At 70.9% G+C, this 21,270-nt stretch carries 19 protein-coding genes; 7 read left to right on the top strand and 12 right to left on the bottom strand.

Annotated elements, in window-relative coordinates:
- Nucleotides 1–2 precede the first annotated feature (2 nt).
- The 8 genes from ACR9Y5_RS14235 to ACR9Y5_RS14200 all read right to left on the bottom strand — a co-directional run bounded on the left by ACR9Y5_RS14235 (nucleotide 3) and on the right by ACR9Y5_RS14200 (nucleotide 7,913).
- Complete coding sequence (locus ACR9Y5_RS14235; RefSeq protein WP_481298553.1) at nucleotides 3–1,577, bottom strand: DUF2142 domain-containing protein; 1,575 nt, start codon at nucleotides 1,575–1,577, stop codon at nucleotides 3–5.
- 3 nt (nucleotides 1,578–1,580) lie between these two features.
- Nucleotides 1,581–1,958 carry a DUF2304 family protein gene (locus tag ACR9Y5_RS14230; protein ID WP_481298552.1) on the bottom strand — a complete coding sequence of 126 codons (378 nt, stop codon included), beginning with the start codon at nucleotides 1,956–1,958 and terminating at the stop codon, nucleotides 1,581–1,583.
- 1 nt (nucleotide 1,959) lies between these two features.
- The gene (locus ACR9Y5_RS14225) at nucleotides 1,960–2,694 is read right to left on the bottom strand and encodes a glycosyltransferase family 2 protein (protein ID WP_481298551.1); all 735 of its coding nucleotides are present in this window, start codon (nucleotides 2,692–2,694) and stop codon (nucleotides 1,960–1,962) included.
- Nucleotides 2,695–2,711: 17 nt separating this feature from the next.
- The gene (locus ACR9Y5_RS14220; protein WP_481298550.1) at nucleotides 2,712–3,611 is read right to left on the bottom strand and encodes a glycosyltransferase family 2 protein; all 900 of its coding nucleotides are present in this window, start codon (nucleotides 3,609–3,611) and stop codon (nucleotides 2,712–2,714) included.
- 75 nt (nucleotides 3,612–3,686) lie between these two features.
- Entirely contained in the window at nucleotides 3,687–5,222 is a 1,536-nt protein-coding gene (locus ACR9Y5_RS14215) for a DUF2142 domain-containing protein (RefSeq protein WP_481298549.1), read from the bottom strand.
- Nucleotides 5,219–6,235 (bottom strand): Gfo/Idh/MocA family oxidoreductase, encoded by a 1,017-nt coding sequence (locus tag ACR9Y5_RS14210; protein WP_481298548.1) that lies wholly within the window; start codon nucleotides 6,233–6,235, stop codon nucleotides 5,219–5,221. Before ACR9Y5_RS14210 ends, ACR9Y5_RS14215 begins: the two co-directional genes overlap by 4 nt.
- Complete coding sequence (locus ACR9Y5_RS14205; protein WP_481298547.1) at nucleotides 6,235–7,329, bottom strand: DegT/DnrJ/EryC1/StrS family aminotransferase; 1,095 nt, start codon at nucleotides 7,327–7,329, stop codon at nucleotides 6,235–6,237. The genes ACR9Y5_RS14210 and ACR9Y5_RS14205 overlap by 1 nt, the downstream gene beginning before the upstream one ends.
- The gene (locus tag ACR9Y5_RS14200; protein WP_481298546.1) at nucleotides 7,326–7,913 is read right to left on the bottom strand and encodes an acyltransferase; all 588 of its coding nucleotides are present in this window, start codon (nucleotides 7,911–7,913) and stop codon (nucleotides 7,326–7,328) included. The genes ACR9Y5_RS14205 and ACR9Y5_RS14200 overlap by 4 nt, the downstream gene beginning before the upstream one ends.
- Nucleotides 7,914–8,070: 157 nt before the next feature.
- Between ACR9Y5_RS14200 and ACR9Y5_RS14195 the strand changes: the two genes are divergently transcribed.
- From ACR9Y5_RS14195 to ACR9Y5_RS14180, 4 genes are read left to right on the top strand one after another with little or no spacing between them, the layout of a single operon-like run.
- Nucleotides 8,071–9,138 (top strand): UDP-N-acetylglucosamine 2-epimerase, encoded by a 1,068-nt coding sequence (locus ACR9Y5_RS14195; RefSeq protein WP_481298545.1) that lies wholly within the window; start codon nucleotides 8,071–8,073, stop codon nucleotides 9,136–9,138.
- A 40-nt stretch (nucleotides 9,139–9,178) separates the two neighbouring features.
- Nucleotides 9,179–10,444, top strand: a complete 1,266-nt coding sequence (locus ACR9Y5_RS14190) for a hypothetical protein (RefSeq protein WP_481298544.1) — start codon at nucleotides 9,179–9,181, stop codon at nucleotides 10,442–10,444.
- Nucleotides 10,441–11,784, top strand: a complete 1,344-nt coding sequence (locus tag ACR9Y5_RS14185; protein WP_481298543.1) for a lipopolysaccharide biosynthesis protein — start codon at nucleotides 10,441–10,443, stop codon at nucleotides 11,782–11,784. Before ACR9Y5_RS14190 ends, ACR9Y5_RS14185 begins: the two co-directional genes overlap by 4 nt.
- Nucleotides 11,781–12,836, top strand: coding sequence for a glycosyltransferase family 2 protein (locus tag ACR9Y5_RS14180; protein ID WP_481298542.1), 1,056 nt, complete (start codon nucleotides 11,781–11,783; stop codon nucleotides 12,834–12,836). The genes ACR9Y5_RS14185 and ACR9Y5_RS14180 overlap by 4 nt, the downstream gene beginning before the upstream one ends.
- 44 nt (nucleotides 12,837–12,880) lie before the next feature.
- On the opposite strand, the gene ACR9Y5_RS14175 is transcribed toward ACR9Y5_RS14180, so the two are convergent.
- The 4 genes from ACR9Y5_RS14175 to manA form a co-directional block, all read right to left on the bottom strand.
- On the bottom strand, nucleotides 12,881–14,173 hold the full coding sequence (locus ACR9Y5_RS14175; RefSeq protein WP_481298541.1) for an O-antigen ligase family protein: 1,293 nt from the start codon (nucleotides 14,171–14,173) through the stop codon (nucleotides 12,881–12,883).
- 33 nt (nucleotides 14,174–14,206) lie between these two features.
- Nucleotides 14,207–15,442 (bottom strand): SGNH/GDSL hydrolase family protein, encoded by a 1,236-nt coding sequence (locus ACR9Y5_RS14170; RefSeq protein ID WP_481298540.1) that lies wholly within the window; start codon nucleotides 15,440–15,442, stop codon nucleotides 14,207–14,209.
- Nucleotides 15,443–15,521: 79 nt separating this feature from the next.
- Nucleotides 15,522–16,847: an O-antigen ligase family protein gene (locus ACR9Y5_RS14165; RefSeq protein ID WP_481298539.1), complete on the bottom strand. Its 1,326-nt coding sequence runs from the start codon at nucleotides 16,845–16,847 to the stop codon at nucleotides 15,522–15,524.
- 14 nt (nucleotides 16,848–16,861) lie between these two features.
- Complete coding sequence (gene manA, locus ACR9Y5_RS14160) at nucleotides 16,862–18,028, bottom strand: mannose-6-phosphate isomerase, class I (protein WP_481298538.1); 1,167 nt, start codon at nucleotides 18,026–18,028, stop codon at nucleotides 16,862–16,864.
- Nucleotides 18,029–18,142: 114 nt separating this feature from the next.
- On the opposite strand from manA, the gene ACR9Y5_RS14155 reads away from it, so the two are divergent.
- From ACR9Y5_RS14155 to ACR9Y5_RS14145, 3 genes are all read left to right on the top strand, one after another.
- Complete coding sequence (locus ACR9Y5_RS14155) at nucleotides 18,143–19,321, top strand: acyl-CoA dehydrogenase family protein (protein WP_481298537.1); 1,179 nt, start codon at nucleotides 18,143–18,145, stop codon at nucleotides 19,319–19,321.
- Nucleotides 19,322–19,382: 61 nt separating this feature from the next.
- Nucleotides 19,383–20,609, top strand: coding sequence for a hypothetical protein (locus ACR9Y5_RS14150; protein WP_481298536.1), 1,227 nt, complete (start codon nucleotides 19,383–19,385; stop codon nucleotides 20,607–20,609).
- The gene (locus ACR9Y5_RS14145) at nucleotides 20,606–20,992 is read left to right on the top strand and encodes a hypothetical protein (protein WP_481298535.1); all 387 of its coding nucleotides are present in this window, start codon (nucleotides 20,606–20,608) and stop codon (nucleotides 20,990–20,992) included. The genes ACR9Y5_RS14150 and ACR9Y5_RS14145 overlap by 4 nt, the downstream gene beginning before the upstream one ends.
- Nucleotides 20,993–21,270 lie beyond the last annotated feature (278 nt).

Genomic DNA, 21,270 nt, shown 5'->3' with positions numbered 1-21,270 from the left:
TGTCAGGCGCCGGCGGCCACCAGCGGGGTCGGCGTGTCGTCCCGCACACGCAGCACGGACCGGAGCGCCAGCCAGGCGCCGCAGGCCACTACGGCGGCGAAGAGGAGCAGCAGCACGAGGTTGCCGCCCGGCGGTGCCCACGGCGGCGAGCCGAGGAGGAACACCTTCAGCGATCCGCCGTCGCCGACGGAGTACCGGCGCAGGGTGTTCTCGAAGGCGTAGAACTGGGAGGCCGCCAGCGCGACCACGACGATCCAGGCGAGCCGCCGCCACGGCGCCGCCCCTGCGGCGAACGGCACCCGCCCGCCGAGGAGGACGGCGATGCCGATGATCAGGCACAGGAAGAGCGGAAGGGCGTACCGGCCCTGCCAGATCACGCCGCCCCCTGTGATGTACACGCCCTGGACGAGCGGAGGGAGCAGCACGAAGCTCGCGAGAAGCAGCACGGCGAGAAGCAGCGCCCGGGACCGCAGGACGGAGAACGCCGCCAGGAGCAGCGCGCCGATCAGCGCCGTCCACACGAAGAACACCTCCGGCGGGGCCGGAGTGTCCAGCCACCCGAAGATCCCGATCACCCCGTGCGCGTACTCCACGGTGCGCTCGATCGTGATGAAGAACCCGCTGAAGAAATTGGTGCCGACGCCGGCGAACCGCTGCGGAGTGGACTCGGGATGGTCGACGGCGTTGAGCAGCGAGTTGCTCCCCAGCGTCCAGCCGAGCGCGGCGATCGTCCCCGCGGCGACCACCGCGGCGCAGATGAGCACCGCCCGGCGGCGCAGCAGCGACCAGAGCGCGCGACGGTCGAGCAGTACCAGCGGCAGGGCGATCGCGAGCAGAACCCACAGCGGTGAGAGGCCGCGCGCGTTGACCGCGACGAAACCCGACACCGCGACCACAGCGGCGGCCGGGCCGAGCGGGACGTCCGCCCCGCCGCGCACGATCGACAGCACGCCCGCGAACACCGCCAGCGTGGCCGTCGCCTCCAACCCGTTCGGGTTCACGGAGGCGTTGAGGAACAGCGTGAGCGGAGTCACGGCCACCGCGAACCCGAGCACCAGGAACGGGGACGGATCGCGGCGCCACAGCACCAGCAGCGCCAGCGCGGCGAAGAGCGACGACAGGATGCCGCTGACGATCCGCATCGCGTAGATGCCCGCGTCGGTGGAGAACAGCAGGCTGGGCCAGCCGACGGCGTAGTAGTAGAGCGGGTTGTAGAGGCCCGCGGTGGTCGTCCCGGTCGTGAGCGCACCCGGAGCGCCGTCGTGCGAGACGGGGCAGTTCGCCGTCACCAGCGGATGGAACGCGAAGCAGGTCTCCCGCTGGGTGTCCGCGATGTAGCGCGGAACGGTCACGACATGGCCGTCGGCGGACGGCGTGCCCACCAGTTCGCCGCGCACGACGCTCGCAGCGCGCACGATGTGCGCGGGCTCGTCGGGGGAGCCTGAGATCGGCGTGGCGAGTGCCCACACGGCGGAGAGCGCCGACAGCAGTGCCCAGACGACGAGGAAGACGCGCGAGGGCGGCCAGGGGGTGCCGACGGCCGTCGCGGGTGCGCGGCCGTCTGCGGTCGATGCCACCGCTCAGTCCTTCTTCTGGGTCAGCGCGGCCACCCGGGCCTTCAGCTCCTCGAGCTCCAGCTGCTGGATGGCGTGCCGTTCCGCGAGGGTGCGCGTCTTGCTCTCGAGCTGCGTCAGCTCCGAGCTGTGCTGGATGCAGACCAGGAACAGCACGGCGATGCTGACGAAGAACACCAGGTTGACCGGCAGACCCACCCCGATGAGGCCGCCGAGCCAGTCGAGGATCTGCGGGAAGACACCGATGATCAGCGCCAGCGTGCCGGCGACCAGCCACCAGATCGCGTGGCGCTCGCGCATCCGGCCGCGGCGGAGCATCTCGATGACGACGCCCAGGGTCAGGAGCGCAGCGAGGATTCCGAAGATGTAGGTGAGCAGCGACATGTCAGGCGATCGTGGTCTCGGTGATGGCCGCGCGCGGGCGGATGACCGCGACGACGAGCGCGAGGAACGCGCGTGCCAGGTACACGGCCGACTTGAACGGGTTGTGGCTCGGCGTTCCGGTGGTGCGTGGGCGCATCGACACCGGCACCTGGCTCACCGTCAGGCGGGCGCGGGCGGCGATCACCAGCGCCTCGACCGTGTCGCCCAGGTACTCGGCCGGGTAGGCCCGGGCGAACAGGGCGACGGCGCGTGGGCCGTTCGCCTTGAAACCGCTGGTCGTGTCGTTCAGCTGCGTGCCGGTGATACGGCTCAGCACCACGGACAGGAGGCGCATCGCCCACTTCCGCGGACCCCGGACCGCGTATGCGCCCTCGCCGGAGAAGCGGGCGCCGATCGCGATGTCGGAGTCGGCGAGTGCGTCGAGCAGGGCGGGCACGCCCGCTGGATCGTGCTGGCCGTCGGCGTCGATCTGCACGACCACGTCGTAGCCGTTCGTCAGCGCGTACTGGAAGCCGAGACGCATGGCGCCGCCGACGCCCATGTTGAACGGGAGCCGGGCGACCAGCGCACCGGCCTCCGCTGCGCGCTCCGCCGTCGCGTCCAGCGAACCGTCGTCGACGACGAGGCAGGCCGTGCCCGGGAGCTTCTCGCGCACCTCGGCGACCACCGAGGCGACCGAGGCCTCCTCGTTGTAGGCCGGCATGACGATGAGCGTCCGTTCGAGGGACGGGGGCATGGGGTTCACCTTACTGGTCATCGCACCGCCCGATTCGTGAACACGTGGCGGAGGAGGGTGCTGCGTCCGTCGCGGTCGCCGCCGCGGATCGCTCCCGGGAGCTTGGTCGCGGCGTTGAGCCGGCTCGTGACGTGGCGACGGGCCGCACGGGCCGCACGACGCCATCCCATCGCGTCCAGCTGCTCGGCGACGTCGTGGAAGAAACGGCGCTCCTCGTCGAACCGGCCGCCGTACCGGGCGGTCGCGGACGAGACGCTCGCCTCGTGCCTCCGGTACTGGAAAGTGCGCTCGGGGAGGAGGGCCATGGTGCCGCCGCTGGTGATGATCGTCAGCTGGAGGGCCAGGTCGAGCACGATTTCGTACCGCGGGTCGAAGCCGTGCGCGGCGCGGACGGCGTCCGTGCGCCAGCAGATCGACGGGAAATAGGTCCAGTTGCCGCGCAGCAGGCTGACGGCGAGCGATTCGCCCTGCAGGATGACCGGGTGTGACTTCCGCGGCCGCGACCAGCGTTTCACGCGGTCCGCGAGCGGCAGGAACGGCTCACCGCGATCGGAGATCACGCTCACCTGCGGCTGGTAGTACGAGGTGCCTGGGAAGCGCTGCACGGCGGCACGCATCTGCGCGATGTAGCCGGGCTCGAGCACGTCGTCGCATCCCATGAGCACGAAGTGCTCGCTCTCGACGAGCTCGAGCGACCGCGAGAAGTTGCCGCTCACGCCGAGGTTCGTCTCGTTCAGCAGGTAGTGGACGCGCGGGTCGCCCAGGCCGCGGACCCACTCGCCGGGCGACCGATCGGGGTACTGGTCGTCGATGACCACCAGCCGCCACTCGGGGTCGGTCTGCGCGAGGACGCTGCTCACGGCGGCGCGGAGCTGCTCCGGGTCGCCGTAGAACGGCATCATGATGTCGATGGTCACGTCGGGGAGGGGGCCTTCGTCGGGTTGGGTTACCTGGCTCGGTCGTTACTATCTTCGCATGCGGGCGCCCGGCGCTCAGGCGAGAGCCGCGCGCCGCCGCAGTCCGAAGGTGCCGGGCGGCCACGAGACGACCGCCGCGGCCGCGAGCGCGGCGAGGAACGCCAGCGATCCGATCACCCACACCCAGATCGGTCCGAACGGCAGCGACCACCACCAGTCGGCGCCCGCATCCAGGTTCAGCCCCTGCGCCGCCTCGCCCGTCACGTAACGGCGCAGGTTCGTGTAGAGCGCGATGTGGTTCGCGATCCACAGGCCGCCGACGATCAGGACGAGCTGCACCCCGGAGAGCCCCAGGCCGAGACGGCGGAAGCCCCACAGGCAGACGCCGACGAGCAGCAGGATGAGCGGGTAGATGTACCGCGGCTGCACACCGTTGCCGACCGTCACCCGGTCGTGCACGAGGACGTACAGCGGCACGGCGATCAGGGCGAGGCCCACGAGGCCTACCGCGAGAGCTTTGCGCAGCGGCGCGTAGCGCAGCCCGCCGAACGCGACACCGGCGACGAGCGTGACGGACGGGACCCACACGATCGCGGGCATGAGCGTGTCGAGCCAGCCGAGACCCCAGGTGCCGAGCGTGCCCGTCCAGAGCGAGGGCAGCTGGAGCAGGTTCGCGACGGCGAGGGCGAGCGTCTGGCGCCCGGACAGCGGCGCGGCGGTCTCCGGGTTGATCACGCCGCCCTGGCTGCCGGTGAGGAAGAAGACGACGCAGACGATCGCCAGCACGAGCGTGAGGATGGACTTCAGCCAGAAGGCGCGCGTCCGCTCGGCCTTCAGCAGCAGGACGACGACCATGGCGAGCACCGAGTAGGTGGCGGCGTCCGAGCGCGCGCCCGCGCCCATCACGGTGGCCACCGTCGCGAGCGCGCCGAGCCCGATCATCCGCCCGCGCGTCTGCGCCTCGTAGAAGCCGATCAGGCAGAGCCACAGCGTGACGGCCGAGATCGCCGCCCACCCGGACGGGTTCACGCTCGGGATGATGAACATCCCGAACGGCACGAGCGCGATGAGGCCACCCCACAGCACGATCCCACGCCGTGGTGGGGAGAGCAGCAGGAAGAGCGCGGTGAGGAGCCCGACGAACAGCACGGCGTTGAACGCCCGCATCGCCAGCACCGAGGCGGCGGTGTCGTGGCTCACGAACACGCTCATCGTCAGGTAGAACACCGGCGGGTACCCGTGGTCGTTGAACGTGCCGCGCTTGGAGGCGGTGAGCTCCTGCGAGGCCGCGTCCGGGCAGCGCCCGCTGTGCAGGATGTCGAACGCGTAGCACTTCGCCGCCTTGGTGACCGAGGCGGGCACGCGCTTGACGCCGGGGTCGGCCGTCGACTCGCACAGGCCGGCGCGGTCGCCCTGCGCGCACCAGATGCTGCCGAGGTGGTAGTCCTCGTCCGGGCTCGCCCCGACCGGGGACGCGAGCGCCCACGAGAGCAGGGCGACGAGCAGCGCGACCGGGATGAGCGCGGCGATGACGGTGCGGACGCGGCCCAGGCCGAAGAGGCCCCACGTGCGTGCCGGAGCGGCCTCCTGGTACTCGACGCCGGCGGTCATCGCGCGGTCTCCGCCGGGCCGGCGACCCGGTCGACGACGACTTCGCGCTCCTGCGCGGCCGACTGCATGACGGCCTCCGCGACCGCGAGCGTCGCCAGTCCCTCGTCCATCGTGACGATGCCGGGGCGGCCGTGCAGGATCGCGTCCCGGAACGCCTCGTGCTCGATCCGGAGCGGTTCGCGCTTCTTGAGCGCGTAACGGATGACGGACCCCTCCGCCACGCCGCGGAAGGCGGAGACCGCGTCCCACTCGGTGGCATCCGTGCCGTTCTCGTAGAAGGTGAGGTCGCCGCTGAGGGTGTCGGCGACGAACGCGCCCGACTCTCCGGTGACGACGGTGATCCGCTCCTTCATCGGCGACATCCAGTTCACGAGGTGGTTGGTGATGATCCCGGCGTCCAGGCGTCCGTTGAAGGCCACGAGGTCCTCGTGCGGGCGGCCGCTGCGGCGGGAGGTGTTGGCGTGGACGGTGCGGAACGGGCTCTGCGCCAGCCACGACGTCAGGTCGATGTCGTGGGTGGCCAGGTCCTTGATCACGCCGACGTCCGCGATGCGGGCGGGGAAGGGCCCCTGACGGCGGGTGGCGATCTGGTAGACCTCGCCCAGCTCACCCTCGTCGAGGCGCTTCCGCAGGTTCTGCAGCGCCGGGTTGAACCGCTCGATGTGCCCGACCGCGCCGATCAGGCCGCGGGAGCGGAAGGCCTCGGCCATGCGGGCGCCCTGCCCGACGTCCGCCGCGATCGGCTTCTCGACGAGCACGTGCACCCCGGCGTCGGCGAGCCGCAGCGCGACCTCCTCGTGCGCGGTCGTCGGCACCGCGACGATCGCCGCGTCGATGCCCGCGCCGAGCACCGCATCCACCTCGGCCTCGACCGGCACGCCGGCGACGTCGGCCTCGGGCGCGAAAGGATCGACGACGGCGGCGAGGGTCACCCCGTCGAGTTCGCGGATGACGCGGGCGTGGTTGCGGCCCATCACGCCCAGGCCGATCACGGCGTATCGCAGGTCGGCCATCAGCTGCCCGCCTTCGCCAGGGTGTTGACGGCGGCGACCACCCGGTCGACGTCCGCCTCCGTGAGCGACGGGTGGACCGGCAGCGAGAGCACTTCGCGCGCGGCGCGCTCCGTCTCGGGCAGGACGTCGCCGCGGCCGAACGAGGGGAGTCGATGCACCGGCACCGGGTAGTAGACGCCGCTGCCGATCGCGTACTCCTCGCGCAGGGCCTTCGCGAAGCCGTCGCGGTCCTCCGGGACCCGGATCGTGTACTGGTGGTAGACGTGCTCCACCCCTTCGGCGACGGGTGGGATCACCACCCCCGCCAGCTCGCGGTCGAAGTACGCGGCGTTCCGCCGGCGGCCGGCCGTCCAGCCGGCGAGCTTGCGCAGCTGGGCTCGCCCGATCGCGGCGTGCAGGTCGGTCATGCGCGCGTTGAAGCCGGGGAGCTCGTTCTGGTACTGCTTCTCCATGCCCTGGTTGCGCAGCAGCCGGACACGGTGGTCCACCTCCGGGTCGGCGGAGACGACCATCCCTCCCTCGCCCGACGTCATGTTCTTGGTGGGGTAGAGGCTGAACATCGCGAAGGCGCCGAAAGTCCCGACCGGGCGGCCGTCGATGGTCGCGGCGTGCGCCTGGGCCGCGTCCTCGAACACCGCGAGGGAGTGGTCGTCCGCGATCCGCTGGATCCCGGCCATGTCGGCCGGGTGGCCGTAGAGGTGCACCGGCATGATCGCGGCCGTGCGCGGGCCCACCAGGCTCTCGACGGAGGCCGGATCCAGGTTGAAGCTGTCCGGGTCGATGTCCGCGAAGGCCGGCTCGGCGCCGGCGAGGACCACCGCGTTCGCGGTCGCCGCGAAGGTGAACGACGGCACGATCACCTCGTCGCCCGGGCCGATCCCGGCCGCCAGGAGACCCAGGTGGAGGCCCGACGTGCCGGAGTTGACGGCGGCCGTGTGCCGGCCGTCCACCACGGCGTCGGCGAACTCGCGCTCGAACGCCGCGACCTCCGGCCCCTGGGCGAGCATTCCGCTGCGCAGCACGGCGTCGACGGCCGAGCGCTCCTCCTCGCCGATGAGCGGACGGGCGGCCGGGATGAATTCTGGCTGGGTCATTCGATTCGTTCGAGAGCGCCGTTCGCCTCTCGGTACCTTTCTCCGGTTCGCGGGCAGCTCCACACGCCGCCCTCTTCGCGCAGGGGGACCCCCGCGCGCCCGACCCAGCCGATGCGGCGGGCGGGCACACCGCCCACGAGAGCGTGGTCGGGGACATCCTTGGTCACCACGGCCCCCGCGGCGACGGTCGCCCAGCGACCGATGGTGACGGGGGCGACGCAGACCGCCCGGGCGCCGATGGACGCGCCCTCGAGCACGGTCACCCCGACCGGCGTCCAGTCGGCGGCGGACTTCAGCTCGCCGTCCGGACTGACGGCACGCGGGTACTGGTCGTTGGTGAACACGACGGCCGGCCCGATGAAGACGCCGTCGCCGATCGCTGCGGGTTCGTACACGAGAGCCAGGTTCTGGATCTTGCAGTTGTCGCCGACGGTCACACCAGCCCCGATGTAGGCGCCGCGTCCCACGATGCAGGAGCGGCCGATCGTCGCGTGCTCCCGCACCTGCGCCAGGTTCCAGACCTTCGTCCCGTCACCGACGACCGCGTCGGCGGACACATCGGCGTCGGAGGCGACGAACGTCACGTGGTGTTCCTCTCGGGGTGGTGCGGGCGCGGATGCGGCGTCCGCAGTCGAAAATACCAGTTCCCTGCGGGGAGAGCCCGGTCACGGTCTTCCGGTTCACGACATGGTTGAATAGGTGTGCCCTGCTCAGGACACCGAAAAGGCTCCCACCACGCACATGATCGTCTTCATCTACGGAACGACGGCGGAAGCGATCAAGCTCGCTCCCGTGATCCGGCGTCTCCGGGCCCGGGGCAATCGCATCCAGCAGTGGGTCACGATGCAGCACACCGATGCGCTCGTGAAGGTCATGGAGCAGCTCGGGCTCGGCGAGCCGGACGTCGTCATCGCCAACGGCGCGAACGGCCGGCCGCTGCGCGGCACGCGCGACGTCGTCAGCTGGGGCACCGCCGTCGCGGGATGGCTCCGGCGCAACCGCAAGCGGCTCAAGCAGACCCTGCCCCCCGACACGGTGATCGTCGTCCACGGGGACACGATGACCAGCGTCGCCGGCGCCTGGATCGCCAAGCGCCTCGGCGTCCCGTGCGCGCACATCGAGGCGGGCCTCCGCAGCGGCAACTGGCGTCATCCGTTCCCCGAGGAGCTCGACCGGCGCATCGTCGGCACCATGGCGACGGTGCACTACACGCCGTCGGAGGAGGCCACCCGCAACCTGGCCAAGCGCGACAACGTCGTCTACACCTACGGCAACACCGCGCTCGACGCCGTGCTCGACCACGGCGAGCAGGCCGGCGGCGGGGAGGAGCCGTTCGGCGTCGCGCTGCTCCACCGGTTCGAGTTCATCTCCAACTCGCAGCTCGTCGACGACACCCTCGCGGTCCTGCAGGAGAGCCCCATCCCGGTGCGGCTGATCGTCGACGTGTTCAACCGGGAGACGATCGAGAAGGCGCTGCAGAAGACCGGCGGCGACCGGATCACCATCATCCCGAAGCTCAGCCACGACGCCTTCGTGGAGATGCTGAAGCAGGCCGCCTTCGTCGTCACCGACTCCGGCGGCGTGCAGGCGGAGTCCGCGCTGCTGGGCCTCCCCACGCTCATCCACCGCAAAGCGACGGAGCAGGCGGAGGGGATCGGGCGCAACATCCTGCTCTCGGAGTGGGACCTCGGGCGCCTGCGCGGCTTCCTGACCGACTACGAGTCGATGCGCCACGGCCTGGAGCGGCCCGAGTTCTCGCCGTCCGACATCATCGTCGCCGACCTGGTGAGCAGGGGGTACGCCGATTAGCGTCGACCCGGCCGGCGCGCCGGCGAGCGGTGCTCGCGGCATGGTCGCGCGCCACGGGCGCGCGCTCGCCGAGATCGGCATCGTCAGCGCGCTCGGCATCGTCGCCACCACGGCGTTCCAGATCATCACGATCCGCGGCCTCGGCCCGTCGTCGTACGGCCTGCTCGCCGCGGCGCTCGCCCTGATCAACGTCGCGGCGATCGGCAGCTCCGCGCTGCGGAACTCCGTCGCGGTGACGACGGCGGAGACCCTCCACAGCGGCCTCGCGCCGGCGGCGACCGGCCGCCGCCGGCTCGACGGATCGTTCATCGAAGCCCTGGTGCTGGGGGGCCTGGGCACCCTCGGTGTCTTCGCACTCTCCTCGACGCTCGCGGCCCCCGGCGCCCTCGGCCTCGTCACCGTGCTGCTCACCGCCGCCGCGATGATCCCCAACTTCCTGTTCGCGCGAGCGCAGGGCCGCCTCCAGGGCGCCGGGGACTCCCGCGCGGTGGTGTGGTGGTCGACGGGAGCCCAGGTCGCACAGGCGGTGCTGGCGCTGATCGCGGTGCTGCTGTCGGCGCAGTCGAGCGCCATCCTGGCCATCCTGGTGCTGACGGCGCTCGCCGGGGCGATCGGCGCGAGCCTCCAGGCGCGGCGCGAGGCCGTCCCGCTCACGGGCCGGCCGTTCACCCTGAACAGCACGGTCGTGCTGCTGCTCACGATCGGCTTCGCGTGGCTGACGAACGCCGACGTGGTGTTCGTGCGGTCCGGCACGCCGCAGGAGGTCGCGGGCGCCTACGCGGCGGCCGCCGTGCTGATCAAGACCACGCTGATCGTGCCGGCCACGTTCTCGCTGTACCTGCTGCCGCGCTTCGTGCGCTCGCGCGGGAACGCTGCGCTCACCAACCTCGGCGTCACCGTGATCCTCGTCATCACGGCGCTCACCGGCGTCGCCATGTTCGTGATCGTCGCGGTCGCGGGCGACTGGATCGTCGGCCTGCTCTTCGGCTCGCACTACGCGCTGACGGGCCAGATCGTCGTCGGCTTCGCGATCGCCTGGCTGCCGTGGGCGCTGGCCCAGGGCATCCTGGTGCGGATCACGGCCGCCGCCTCCCGGGTGGCGCTCGCCGTCTTCGCGCTGGCGACGCTCGCGCAGTGGGCGGCCGCGTCGCTCACCCTTCCCGACATCGACGCCTGGCTGGTGGCCAACGGCGTCATCGGCCTGTTCGTCTTCCTGTCGCTGTACGCCATCCACTGGGTGCTGCTGCGCAGGCACCGCACGGTGGAGCCGGCCGGGACCGCCGAGGGGGAGCCGCGGCGGCCGTGACCAGTTACGAACCGCTCAACGAGCCGCTCCCCGTCCGTACGGTCGGTGAGGGCTCCGCGACGTCCACGGCGTCCGGGACCCGGTCGTCCGTCGCGCTGATCCTCGGCGCCACGGTCGTCTCCGGGCTCAGCGGCTACCTGGTGACGTGGCGCGTGTTCACGGCGAGCGGGGCGGCCGGCTACGCCGTGTTCTCGGTGTTCTGGTCGGCGCTGTTCCTCGTCGTCGGTGTTCTGTTCGGCGTGCAGCAGGAGTCCACCCGGGCCGTCGCCCAGGCGGACCGCGAGTCCGGCGCGGCGCAGCCTGCCGGCCGCCGATCGTCGATCTGGCTGTTCGCCGCGATGCTCGCGGTGGTCGTGCTGGCCGTCGTGCTCGCGAGCGCCCTCCTCTGGGCGGCGCCGTCCCTCGGCCCCGGCAACGCGGGTCTGAGCGTCTTCGTCGCCGTCGGCGCCGCGTTCAACTGCCTGGTCGCCGCGGGCTCCGGAGTCATGGCCGGCAGCGGGATGTGGCGGCAGCTCGCGGGGGTCGTCGCCCTCGACGGTGTGCTGCGCGTCGCGTTCGTGCTGCTGATCCTCGCGCTGACCACGCAGCCGTGGGCACTGGCGCTGGCGGTCATCCTGCCGTTCCCGCTGGCGCTGGCGGTGGTCTTCCTCACCGCTCCGCGCGAGCTGGTGCGCCGTGCGGTGGTGCCCGAGCGGATGCGCGGGCTCGCCGCCAACACCCTCCGCACGATGATCGCGGCATCGGCGACGGCGGTGCTCATCAACGGCTTCCCGCTCATCCTGTCGTTCTTCGCCGGTCCCTCCGGGCACCAGGCGCTCGGTTCGCTCGTGCTCGCCGTGACACTCACCCGGGCGCCCATCCTGGTTCCGCTCATGGCCCTCTCGAGCTTCCTCGTCAGCCAGTTCGCGCGCGCGCCGCGCGGAGCCGGCCGCCTCGTCACCCGCCTCTCCGTCCTCATCGCCGCGGTGGTCGCCGTACTCTGCCTGTGCGCGTGGCTCTTCGGCGTTCCGGTCGTCCGCGCGGTGTTCGGCAGCCAGTTCGACCTCGACGCGGCCACGCTCACGGCTCTCGTGGCGTCGTCCGGCATGATCGGCATCCTGTGCGTCACCGGTGCGGCCGTGCTGGCGCGCAACCTCCACGGCGGCTACGCCATCGGCTGGGTGGCGGCCTCCGTGGTGACGATCCTGCTGCTGTTCCTGCCGCTTCCGCTGGAGGGGCGCGCCGCTCTGGGGCTCGCGGCGGGCCCCGCGGTCGGGATCGCGGTGCACCTCTGGTGGCTGCGTCCCCGTGTGCAGGCGGACGCCGAGCCGACCGCCGTGACCGGGGAGGCCGGGGCATGACCGACGGCCGTGCGACCACCCTCGACCTCAGCATCGTGATCGCGTCCTACGACTCGGCCCCGTGGCTGCCGACCACCATCGGCTCGCTGCAGACCGCGCTCGCCCGCTCGGACGTGCGCGCCGAGATCGTGGTCGTCGACGACGGGTCGACCGATGCCACGGCCGAGGTGCTCGCCGCGCTGGCCGCGACCTCCACCGTCCCGCTGCGGGTGATCACACAAGAGAACCGGGGGCGCTTCCTCGCCCGATGGGAGGGCGCCCAGGCGGCGCGGGCCGACCGTCTGCTCGTCTTCGACTCCCGCTTGCTGATGGGCGCGGACTCGTTCGCGTACTTCGAGACGGTGGATGCCGCCCTCGGCAGCCCGCCCTGGAACGGGCACGTGCCGACGGACCCGGCGGCCCCGCTGGTCGGCCGCTTCTGGGAGGTCCCGACGCACATCTTCTGGGGCGACTATCTGGCGCATCCCGCGCCGACCGAGATCGGCCTCGACAACTTCGACCGCGTGCCCAAGGGGACCGGCTGCCTGATCATCGACAAGCAGCTGTTCCTGGACGCGTGCCTCGCCGCGTGGCCGGAGGAGAACGCGCATCTCGTCTCCGACGACACGAAGCTGCTGCGCTACGTGTGCGAGCGTCGCCCGCTCCGGCTCGACCCCGGTTTTCGCGCGCTGTACCGCCCGCGGACCACGGTTCGCGGCTTCCTGCGCCACGCGTACGAGCGCGGCACCCTGTTCGTGGACAGCTACGCCGGGACGAGCGCCCTCCGCAACGTCGTGCTGTGGGCGCTGGCCGTCGTGCCGGTGCTCGCGGTGCTCGCCCTGCTCCTGGCGCTCGTGCTGGGCGCCTGGTGGGTCGTCGCGGTGCTCCTCGCGCTGGTGGTGCTGGGGCTGCTGGCGCCGGCGGCGGCCGCCGCGGCCCGGCGCGCTCCCGGGCGCGCAGTCGCGGCGTACCTCACCTATGTTGTGCCGTTCGGCGCGGTGTTCTGGGCAGGGCTGGTGCGCGGGCTGCGGGTGCACCGCCGATCGTTCGCACGCTCGACGCCGACGGCCTGAGCCGGACGACCCGCGGCGCAGGGGCGTCCGCTCGCCGCGTGCCGTCAGCCGGCCGCTTCGTGGTGCGGCAGGCGCAGCCGCCAGCTCATACCCTGCGACGCCTTGACCGTGCAGATCACCAGCAGCATCCACCCCGACTCGACCAAGATCGAGCTCTCGAACACGCTCGTGACGAGGAGCGCCACCAGGACGAGCGGGGCCCACGCGTAGACGACGCTGCGGCGGTTGGAGGCGAGCAGCCACGAGCGCCCGAAGGCCAGGGCGATCAGCGCCACGAAGAGCAGCAGGCCGATGATGCCGACCTGCAGGTAGACGTCGAGGTAGGCGTTCAGCCCGTCCGAGTGGTAGACCCCGGTCGCCGCCTGGATGGCCGTGAACGGGTAGAGGTCGGTGGGCCAGGAGCCCACCCATCCCCAGCCCACGATCTGCTGCACCGGGATCAGCTGCCAGATCTGGATCCACAGCTGGTAGCGCACCTGGAAGTCGGCGCGCGCATTGAGCAGGTCGATCACCCGGGTGCGGTAGATGTAGGCGGCGACCAGGGCGGCGACGGTGAGGACGGCCAGTCCCCACTGGAAGTAGGGCCGCTGGTGCGGCCGGACCTTGCGCATCAGGTAGAGCGCGAGCGTGGCGAGCCCGACGACCACGGAGACGGCGGCGATGACGGGGGAGTGCGCCAGCAGGATGCACAGCCCCGCCAGCGTGATGGAGAACGCCGCCACGGGCGGCCTGACCGATCGCGTGCGCAGTTCGACCAGGAAGGTGACGAACGCGATGAGCGCGACGATGCTGAGCTGGTTGCGCGAGCCGAACAGGCCCTGGATCGGGCCGCCGAGACCGATGTTGCCCAGGATGCCGAGGAACTTCATCGGGGCGTCGAGCAGCAGGCCGCTCAGCACCTCCAACGCCAGCGACAGGGTCAGCAGGAACCGCAACGCGTCACCGACCACCCGCACGATCTGGATCGCGTCGCGCACCAGCGCGATGTAGACCGCCAGGAAGGCGAAGATCAGCTGGTAGATCACCGCGCCGAACGTCGCCCACTGATACTGGCTCCACAGGAGCGACAGCGCGCACCAGCCCACGAACAGCAGGGCGGAGATGGGCAGGAGCCCGTGCCATTCGATCAGCCGCCATTGCGCCGCGAACGACACGGCCGCCAGGGCGACGAGGACGCCGAGCGCTCCGATCAGGCCGGGCCAGCCGATCAACGCCCGGATCGCGTGCGTCGAGAAACCCGTGATCACCGCGAGGAGTGCGAGCGTCGAGGTGAAGCGTGCAGAGCCCAGGAACTCGGTGACCGCGGGCGGCACCAGGGTCCGACGGGGCGTTGCCATACCAGGAATCCTACGGGGCCGACCCCGCGGCGATCACTTCGGGGCGGGTGCGGCGTTCCGGCGGCCCAGGGGACCCGCATGCCCCGTCAGCAGCACGAGGGCGCCGATCGCCGCCAGTGCGCCTCCGACGAGCAGCAGGGGCGTGAGGTCGGATCCGCTCTCGGCCAGCCGACCGGTCGGCCCGTCGACAGCAGCCTGAGCAGCCTGCTGTGCGGCGGGCGGCGGCGTCGCCGTGTCGGGGGCGCCTGCCCCGCCCGGCTCGACGCCCGGTGCCGGGAACGCATCCGCCACCGCCTGCTGCAGCCGGTCCGCGAGGAAGGCCGCGCCTGCAGCGTTCGGATGCATCGCCCCTTCGGCGAGAGCCGGAGGCTGGAGGGACGTCAGAGTGATGCCGTTCAGGTACGGCTCGGTCGTTCCCGCACAGGGCGTGTGTGCGTCGGAGGCGGCGAGCACCGACACGAACGTGGCCCCATTGCGCTCGGCGGAGGCGCGCTGCACAGCGTCGAGCTGCGCACTGAGCGACGCGATCAGGGTCCGGTCGACGTCCGCGAAGGGGAAGGCGTTCTGCGGGAGGGGCAGCTGGCCGAGGCCGAGCGCCGAACTGAAGCAGCCGGCGGCGGGGGTGGCGGCGTCGGTCGGCGCGAGGGCGGGGTAGCCGAGGACGATCAGCTTCGCGTTCGGCGCCTTCTGATGGATGGCGCCGAGCATCGCATCCAGCGCGGGGGAGAGGCCGTCGACCGCGGCCGAGAGCTGCGGACCGAACTTCGCGGCGCAGCTGGCCGACGCCGGATCCTGCGCGAGCGGACCGGAAGGGCTCACGGCGATGCAGGACGCCAGCACCGTCGAGAAGCCGACGTCGTTGCCTCCGATGGACACGGTCACCAGGGCGGTGCCGGAGGTCACCGCGTCGAGCTGGGCCGGCACGGTCGCGCCCGGCACGGTCTGCGGCGTCGACGTCACGTCGGCGATCGTCGCCCCGGTGCAGCTCACGTCGGTCAGGTCGAGCCCGTACGCGCTCGCCACCCGGTGTGCGATGCTGTCGGTCGACTGCAGGCAGCCGGGAGCCGGCGAGGCGGCATACGGCGGAAGTCCATAGCCCGACGCGAAGGAGTCGCCGAGCGCGACGTAGCGGGCGCCCGCCAGCTGCTCGGCGGTCGTTCCGGCGGTCGTCGCCGCGCTCGCCGCCGGGCCGGCCAGGGTGAGCGCGGCCAGCGCGCCCGCGATCGCAGCAGCGGCGGCCGTGGCCGCCCGTCCCCATCGCATCGACATCGTCTCGTCTCCTTCGCCGGCCGCCGACGGCGGCCCTCACTGGGGTAGACGAGGATGTCCAGCGGATCGTGACGCGGCGTCAGCCTCCGCGTTTCGTCGACACCGCCAGCGCGACCAGCAGCGCCCAGCCGCCCTCGATGAGGATGCGGCTCTCGGCGAAGCTCTGCGCGATCAGAGCCGCGAGCAGCAGCAGCGGGAGCAGCGCGGTGGCGGTGTACGGCTGGTTGTCCGCCATGCCGGTGCGCGGGCGGTCGATCGCCAGGAACCAGGCGCGCCCGAACGTCGTGAGCACCAGGAGGATGAAGACCACCAGGCCGACGATGCCGAGCTGGAGCCACACGTCCAGCCAGGCGTTGTGCGCCTGCAGGTATTCGACGCCGTTGCGGGTGGCCAGGCCGTCGAAGGGCTTCACCCACGGCGCCCAGTAGCTGACCCAGCCCCAGCCGACCACCGGTCGCTGCTGGGCGAGCCCGATCACCGCGTGCCAGATGTCGAGCCGGCCCGTCAGGTCCTCGCTCTTTCCGAAGAGCGCCGGAATGCGGGAGGCGAACACCGAGATGAGCACGATCGCCGCGATCAGCAGGGCGAAGGCCGTGACGTACACCGGTGTCCGGCGCTCGGGTCCCACGCGCCGCGCCCACAGGGCGAAGGCCAGCACGACGGCGACGGCCAGGGTGGCCGCGATCACCGTCGCCGACCGCGTGAGCGCCAGCGTCAGCACCGCGACGACCAGCCAGCTCGCCGCCGAGCCGCGGCGCACCGCCCGGTCCGCGAGCTGGATGCCGAACACGGCGATCGACAGCAGCGCGATCATCGCGAGCAGGTTGCTGTTGCCGACGATCCCCTGGATCGGGCCGCCGTGGAACAGCAGATCGCGGCTCCAGAAGAACGCCTCCGGCAGCTTGCCCGCCGGCGCAGGCTGCACGGGCGTCAGTGGCAGCACGGGCTGCCGGACGAAGACGGCGACGACAAGCTCGAACAGCAGCGAGAGCCCCAGGATCCAGCGGAAGGCGTTGCCGAGGGCGCTCAGCAGACCGCGCATCCCCAGACGCAGCCCCAGGAACAGCCCGGCGATCGTGGTCGCGAGCTGCGCGAGCACGCCCAGCGCACTCGCTCCGGGATACGCCGACCACGCGATCGACACGAGCGCGAGCGCCAGGAAGACCACCAGCGTCTTCGGCGTCGTCCGCCAGCGGAAGCGCGGACGAGCGCGCACCAGGACGACGGCGACCACGACGGCCAGCACCCCCGCCAGCGCGAAGTACCCCGGCCAGCTGATCAGGTTGCGCCAGAAATCGCCCGCGAACAGGGTGAACAGCACCACTGCCGCGAGCACCGCCTCGCCGGTCCCGCTCGCCGAACGGGCGGCGCGGATGCGCTCGTCCAGCGCGGAGGGCCTCGTCACTCCCGCAGAATAGCTCACGCGTTCGGCATGGCGACGAAGAGGGTGCCCTGACCCGAGCCGACCGAGAGCGTCCGCTCGTCCCCGGTGATCACGGCCGCCTCGCCGCGGGCGAGACGCAGCGCCCCGGTGTCGCCTGCGAGTTCGAGGTCGCCCTCGGTGCACAGGGCGATCGCGGTGCCGGTGAGGGCCAGCTCGGCCGAGGGGACGGCGGCGTCGAGGCGCACCACGTCGAGCCGAAAGTCCGGCACGTCCGGGCGGAATTCCGCGACACCGGCGCCGGGGTGCCCTGGCGCGAGCGGTGTCGCCCGGATCGGCGAGAAGTCCAGCACCGAGACGAGCTCCGGCACGTCGATCCGCTTGCGGGTCAGCCCGCCGCGCAGCACGTTGTCGGAGGCGGCCATCAGCTCGATGCCCAGCCCCCGCAGGTAGGCGTGGATGTTGCCGGCGGGCAGGTACAGCACCTCGCCGGGGCGGAGGGTCGCCCGGTTGAGCAGCAGGGCGAGCACGATCCCGGGGTCGCCCGGGAAGGCCGCGTCGAGCATCCGCACCGTGTCCGCGTCCCGGTCGTCGGGCAGCTCGCGCGCTGCGGCGACCACCTCGGCCACCAGGAGGTCGACGTCGCTGTCGCCGCCGAGCAGCCACTCGGTCGCGCGGCGCAGCACGGCTCCCGGCTCTCCGTCGAGCGTGCGCGCGAAGCCTGCGAGCACCGCTCCGCCCCGGCTGGCGGCGGCGAGCCTTTCGAGCGCCGCCCGGCTCTCGGCGGGGTCGCGGAAGCCGCACAGCGCCTCGAACGGGTCGCTGAGCGCGTAGATCAGCTCGGGCTTGTGGAACGGGTCCTTGTAGTTGCGATCGGGTGAGTCCGGCGCGAGGCCGAGCGCGTTCTCCCGCTCGTATCCGGCGCGGGCCTGCTCGGGCGAGGGGTGCGCCTGCAACGACAGCGGCCCGTCTGCCGCCAGCACCTTCAAGAGATAGGGGAGCTCGGCCGTGGGCTCCCACGCGGCCAGGTCCTCCGCGCCGTCGGTCAGCGCCGGGTCGAGGACGCGGGCGGGCGAGCCGGGATGCGCGCCCAGCCACAGCTCCGCCTCCGGACCGCCGCTCGGCGCGGTGCCGAGCAAGCCGGCGATCGCCGTCGCCGAGCCCCAGGCGTAGTCCCGCGGAGTGTTGCCGATGCGCACAAACATGCGTCCTCATCCCTTTCGTCGCGTTGGACCAAACTACCAATCGCTTTGTCCGTCCCGCCGCGTGTCCCTAGGCTGACGGCGGCCCGACCATCCCGCGGACGCACTGGAGCGAACATGCCCTTCGAGACCATCGCCGGAGACTTCTACGGCTTCGAGAACCTGCTGACCGACCGCGAGAAGGAGTTCATCGCGAACCTCCGCTCGCAGCTCGAGTCGGAGATCAAGCCGATCGTCAACGAGTACTGGGAGAAGGCGGAGTTCCCGCACCAGATCATCGATGTGCTGCACCGTAACGGCGCCATCGGCCTCGGCTTCCCGGAGACGGCCCCGTTCGAGAACTCGGCGGTGTTCCGCGGCTGGGTGGCCCTGGAGCTGGCGCGCGTCGACGCATCCGTCAGCACCTACGTCGGCGTTCAGAACGGCCTCGCGCTCGGCGCGATCGGGGTGTGCGGCTCGGACGAGCAGCGCGCCGAGTGGCTGCCGAAGCTCGCGAGCGGCGAGGTGCTCGGCGCCTTCGGACTCACAGAGCCGACCTCCGGCTCCGACTCCGCCCAGGGCCTGAAGACGGTGGCGACGCGCGACGGCGACAACTGGATCCTGAACGGTCCGAAGCGCTGGATCGGCAACGCCACGTTCAGCGACATCACCGTGATCTGGGCCAAGAGCGCCGACGACGGCCAGGTGAAGGGGTTCATCGTCCCCGCCTCCACCCCGGGCTACACCGCGACCAAGATCGAGGGCAAGCAGTCGCTCCGCATCGTGCAGAACGCCGACATCACGCTCGAGAACGTGGTCGTGCCCGAGTCGCTGCGCCTGCAGAACGCGAACAGCTTCAAGGACACGGCGCGCGTCCTCCGGCTCACCCGCGCCGAGGTCGCGTGGGCGGCGATCGGCGTCGCGGTCGGCGCCTACGAGGCGGCGCTGCGCTACACGAAGGAACGCGTCCAGTTCGGCAAGCCGATCGCGTCGCACCAGCTGATCCAGGACCTCCTGGTCAAGTCGATCGGCAACATCACGGCCTCCATCGGCCTCTGCACCCGCGTCTCGCAGATGCTCGACGACGGCGAGCAGCGCGACGAGCACTCGGCCCTCGCCAAGGCCTTCGCGACGGCACGGATGCGCGAGACGGTCGCGTGGTGCCGCGAGGCCCTGGGCGGTAACGGCATCGTGCTCGACTACGACGTCGCCCGGTTCTTCGCCGACGCCGAGGCCCTGTATTCGTACGAAGGGACGCGCGAGATGAACACGCTCATCGTCGGCCGGGCGATCACGGGACAGGCGGCGTTCGTCTGACCCGCGGGGGCCGCTGTCCTCAATAGGCGAGTGGACCGCCGCTTTCAGTAGCCTCGGCCGCATGGGTTTGATCTATGACGCGGGCGAGTCGAGCACCATGGTCGCTGCTCTCTCGGCGAACCTCACCGCCGCTCAATCGGTGGTGGGCGAGACGCAGGCTGCGTGCGATCGGCTTGTCTCAGCCCTGGGTACCGGGGAGCTGAGCGGTCAGGGCTACTCCGCGGCCAGGGTGGTGTTCACCGAGGCGATCGTGCCGACGATCGGGCACACGCGAAGCCAACTCGAAAGCCTCGAGAAGGATCTCGAGACGTACAAGTGGCACGACGCGAAGGTCAGTCGCTTCGGCGTGCTCAAAGAAGACCAGCTCTCCACGCAGGTGCACGCGACGAAGGCTCAACGGGACGCGACCGAGCGGCTCATGGAGGTGAACAGCGCGGCCGCGGCGGCGCTGTCTGCACTGCCGCTACTGGGTGAGGCGTTGCAGACCAAGAATCGTCAGCTCGAGATGGTGCTCAATCACCTGGAGAAGGATCTTCGCGGCCTGGAGGACAGACTCAATGCGCTCCGCGCCTTCGACGCAGCCACCTCGGGCCTGTTCCAGAACGAGCTCGTAGACACCGGGTCCCGCCGGCCGCACCATGGTGCCCGCACCGGCGGCCCCCACAACGATGGCATCCGGCCGGCATCCTTGGTCGTGCCCGCGCCGGGGGCCACGGCGCAGCAGATCGCGCAGTGGCTGCTCTCGGGGGCGTACAGCATCGGCGCCCTCACTGCCGCCTGCGGCGCCGCCTCCGTCATGGCTGCAATCACTCTGATCGTGCTGGGAGGCGCGGGGGCCGGGTCAACCAGCGGGTCACGGTTCTACACGCCTGAGGAACGGGTCCGGCGTGCGTGGCTCAAGATGTACTACGCGACGCACAACCTCGACGGTACCGTGAAGCAGCACATCGGGCCGGCGCCGACGCCATTCGGCAGGTACCTCAACGAGTCTCTCGATGCGGCCGACATCGAGAAGCTCGCCAAGGACAAGACTCGCAAGGGCAAGAACCGAGACGTTCGCGAGATAGATGATCCGGACGACCTCGCCGAACTCTTCGATGATCTCATCCAGGGGGCAGAGGAGTCTGACACCTGGGGGCAATACAAGGGCACGGTCTACGAGCAGGAGGACGGCACGCTGATCGGCCTACGAAAAGATAGCGACTCTGGTGGCCCGACCATCGATATCAAGTTTCCCGGAACACGCAGACCGATCAAGATACATCTACCGATGGGATATGGAAAATGAAGGTCGACCCCGATTCCCTGGGACACCTGTACTTGAACATGGCCGCCGGTGACTGGCTTGACATAGATGCGGCGAACTACGAGGCAAAGTCGTTCTTCGAGCCGGACGATGTCAGACGGAAAGCATTGGTGCTAGCAACGGCGCGCTCACTGGCTCAGGCCGGATACATCACGATCGGCACGATCGATTGGGAGAAGGGCATCCACGTCGAGTGGCCAGGTACGGTCAGCGACCAGATCGAGCGTCTCTCCAGCGTGTACATGCCCGAAGGTCGTGACGATCGTGACTGGGGCTGGTCCTGCGTCTTCAGGATAACGGACGAGGGACGGCGAATGGAGGAGCTCCTCCCCGAATTGAGCGAACGCTTCGACGATGGCTGGTGAATCGAAAGATGATGATTGGCAACGAATCAGGTACCCGCCCGCGCTCCGGATGGAGCATGAGCTGCAAGGCAAAGCCGTCCCGGCCCATGACGGCACGCAAGTCGGTCTGCTAGCGGCCCCGCGGCTAGCGTGATTGAGGCCGGCTGGTTCGATTGACCGAGGCCACTGAGCGGATGCTCAGCGCCCTTCGGCAAACCCGATCACCGGTTATCGGACTGAGATGTTCGGGCGTCACTCGTTCGGGACGACTGCCTCAGTTGACGGAATATTCCGAGGTC

It is taken from the genome of Leifsonia sp. KNZ13-11D (assembly GCF_056754895.1).
Note: the sequence above shows the minus strand (reverse complement) of the source record. Positions and strands in the feature narration are given on the sequence as shown.

Bases quoted from the DNA above. Each gene is read 5' to 3' on its own strand.
- ACR9Y5_RS14230 (WP_481298552.1), bottom strand. From the start codon at position 1,958: ATGTCGCTGCTCACCTACATCTTCGGAATCCTCGCTGCGCTCCTGACC.
- ACR9Y5_RS14225 (WP_481298551.1), bottom strand. From the start codon at position 2,694: ATGCCCCCGTCCCTCGAACGGACGCTCATCGTCATGCCGGCCTACAAC.
- ACR9Y5_RS14215 (WP_481298549.1), bottom strand. From the start codon at position 5,222: ATGACCGCCGGCGTCGAGTACCAGGAGGCCGCTCCGGCACGCACGTGG.
- ACR9Y5_RS14210 (WP_481298548.1), bottom strand. From the start codon at position 6,235: ATGGCCGACCTGCGATACGCCGTGATCGGCCTGGGCGTGATGGGCCGC.
- ACR9Y5_RS14205 (WP_481298547.1), bottom strand. From the start codon at position 7,329: ATGACCCAGCCAGAATTCATCCCGGCCGCCCGTCCGCTCATCGGCGAG.
- ACR9Y5_RS14195 (WP_481298545.1), top strand. From the start codon at position 8,071: ATGATCGTCTTCATCTACGGAACGACGGCGGAAGCGATCAAGCTCGCT.
- ACR9Y5_RS14190 (WP_481298544.1), top strand. From the start codon at position 9,179: ATGGTCGCGCGCCACGGGCGCGCGCTCGCCGAGATCGGCATCGTCAGC.
- ACR9Y5_RS14180 (WP_481298542.1), top strand. From the start codon at position 11,781: ATGACCGACGGCCGTGCGACCACCCTCGACCTCAGCATCGTGATCGCG.
- ACR9Y5_RS14175 (WP_481298541.1), bottom strand. From the start codon at position 14,173: ATGGCAACGCCCCGTCGGACCCTGGTGCCGCCCGCGGTCACCGAGTTC.
- ACR9Y5_RS14170 (WP_481298540.1), bottom strand. From the start codon at position 15,442: ATGTCGATGCGATGGGGACGGGCGGCCACGGCCGCCGCTGCTGCGATC.
- manA (WP_481298538.1), bottom strand. From the start codon at position 18,028: ATGTTTGTGCGCATCGGCAACACTCCGCGGGACTACGCCTGGGGCTCG.
- ACR9Y5_RS14155 (WP_481298537.1), top strand. From the start codon at position 18,143: ATGCCCTTCGAGACCATCGCCGGAGACTTCTACGGCTTCGAGAACCTG.
- ACR9Y5_RS14150 (WP_481298536.1), top strand. From the start codon at position 19,383: ATGGGTTTGATCTATGACGCGGGCGAGTCGAGCACCATGGTCGCTGCT.
- ACR9Y5_RS14145 (WP_481298535.1), top strand. From the start codon at position 20,606: ATGAAGGTCGACCCCGATTCCCTGGGACACCTGTACTTGAACATGGCC.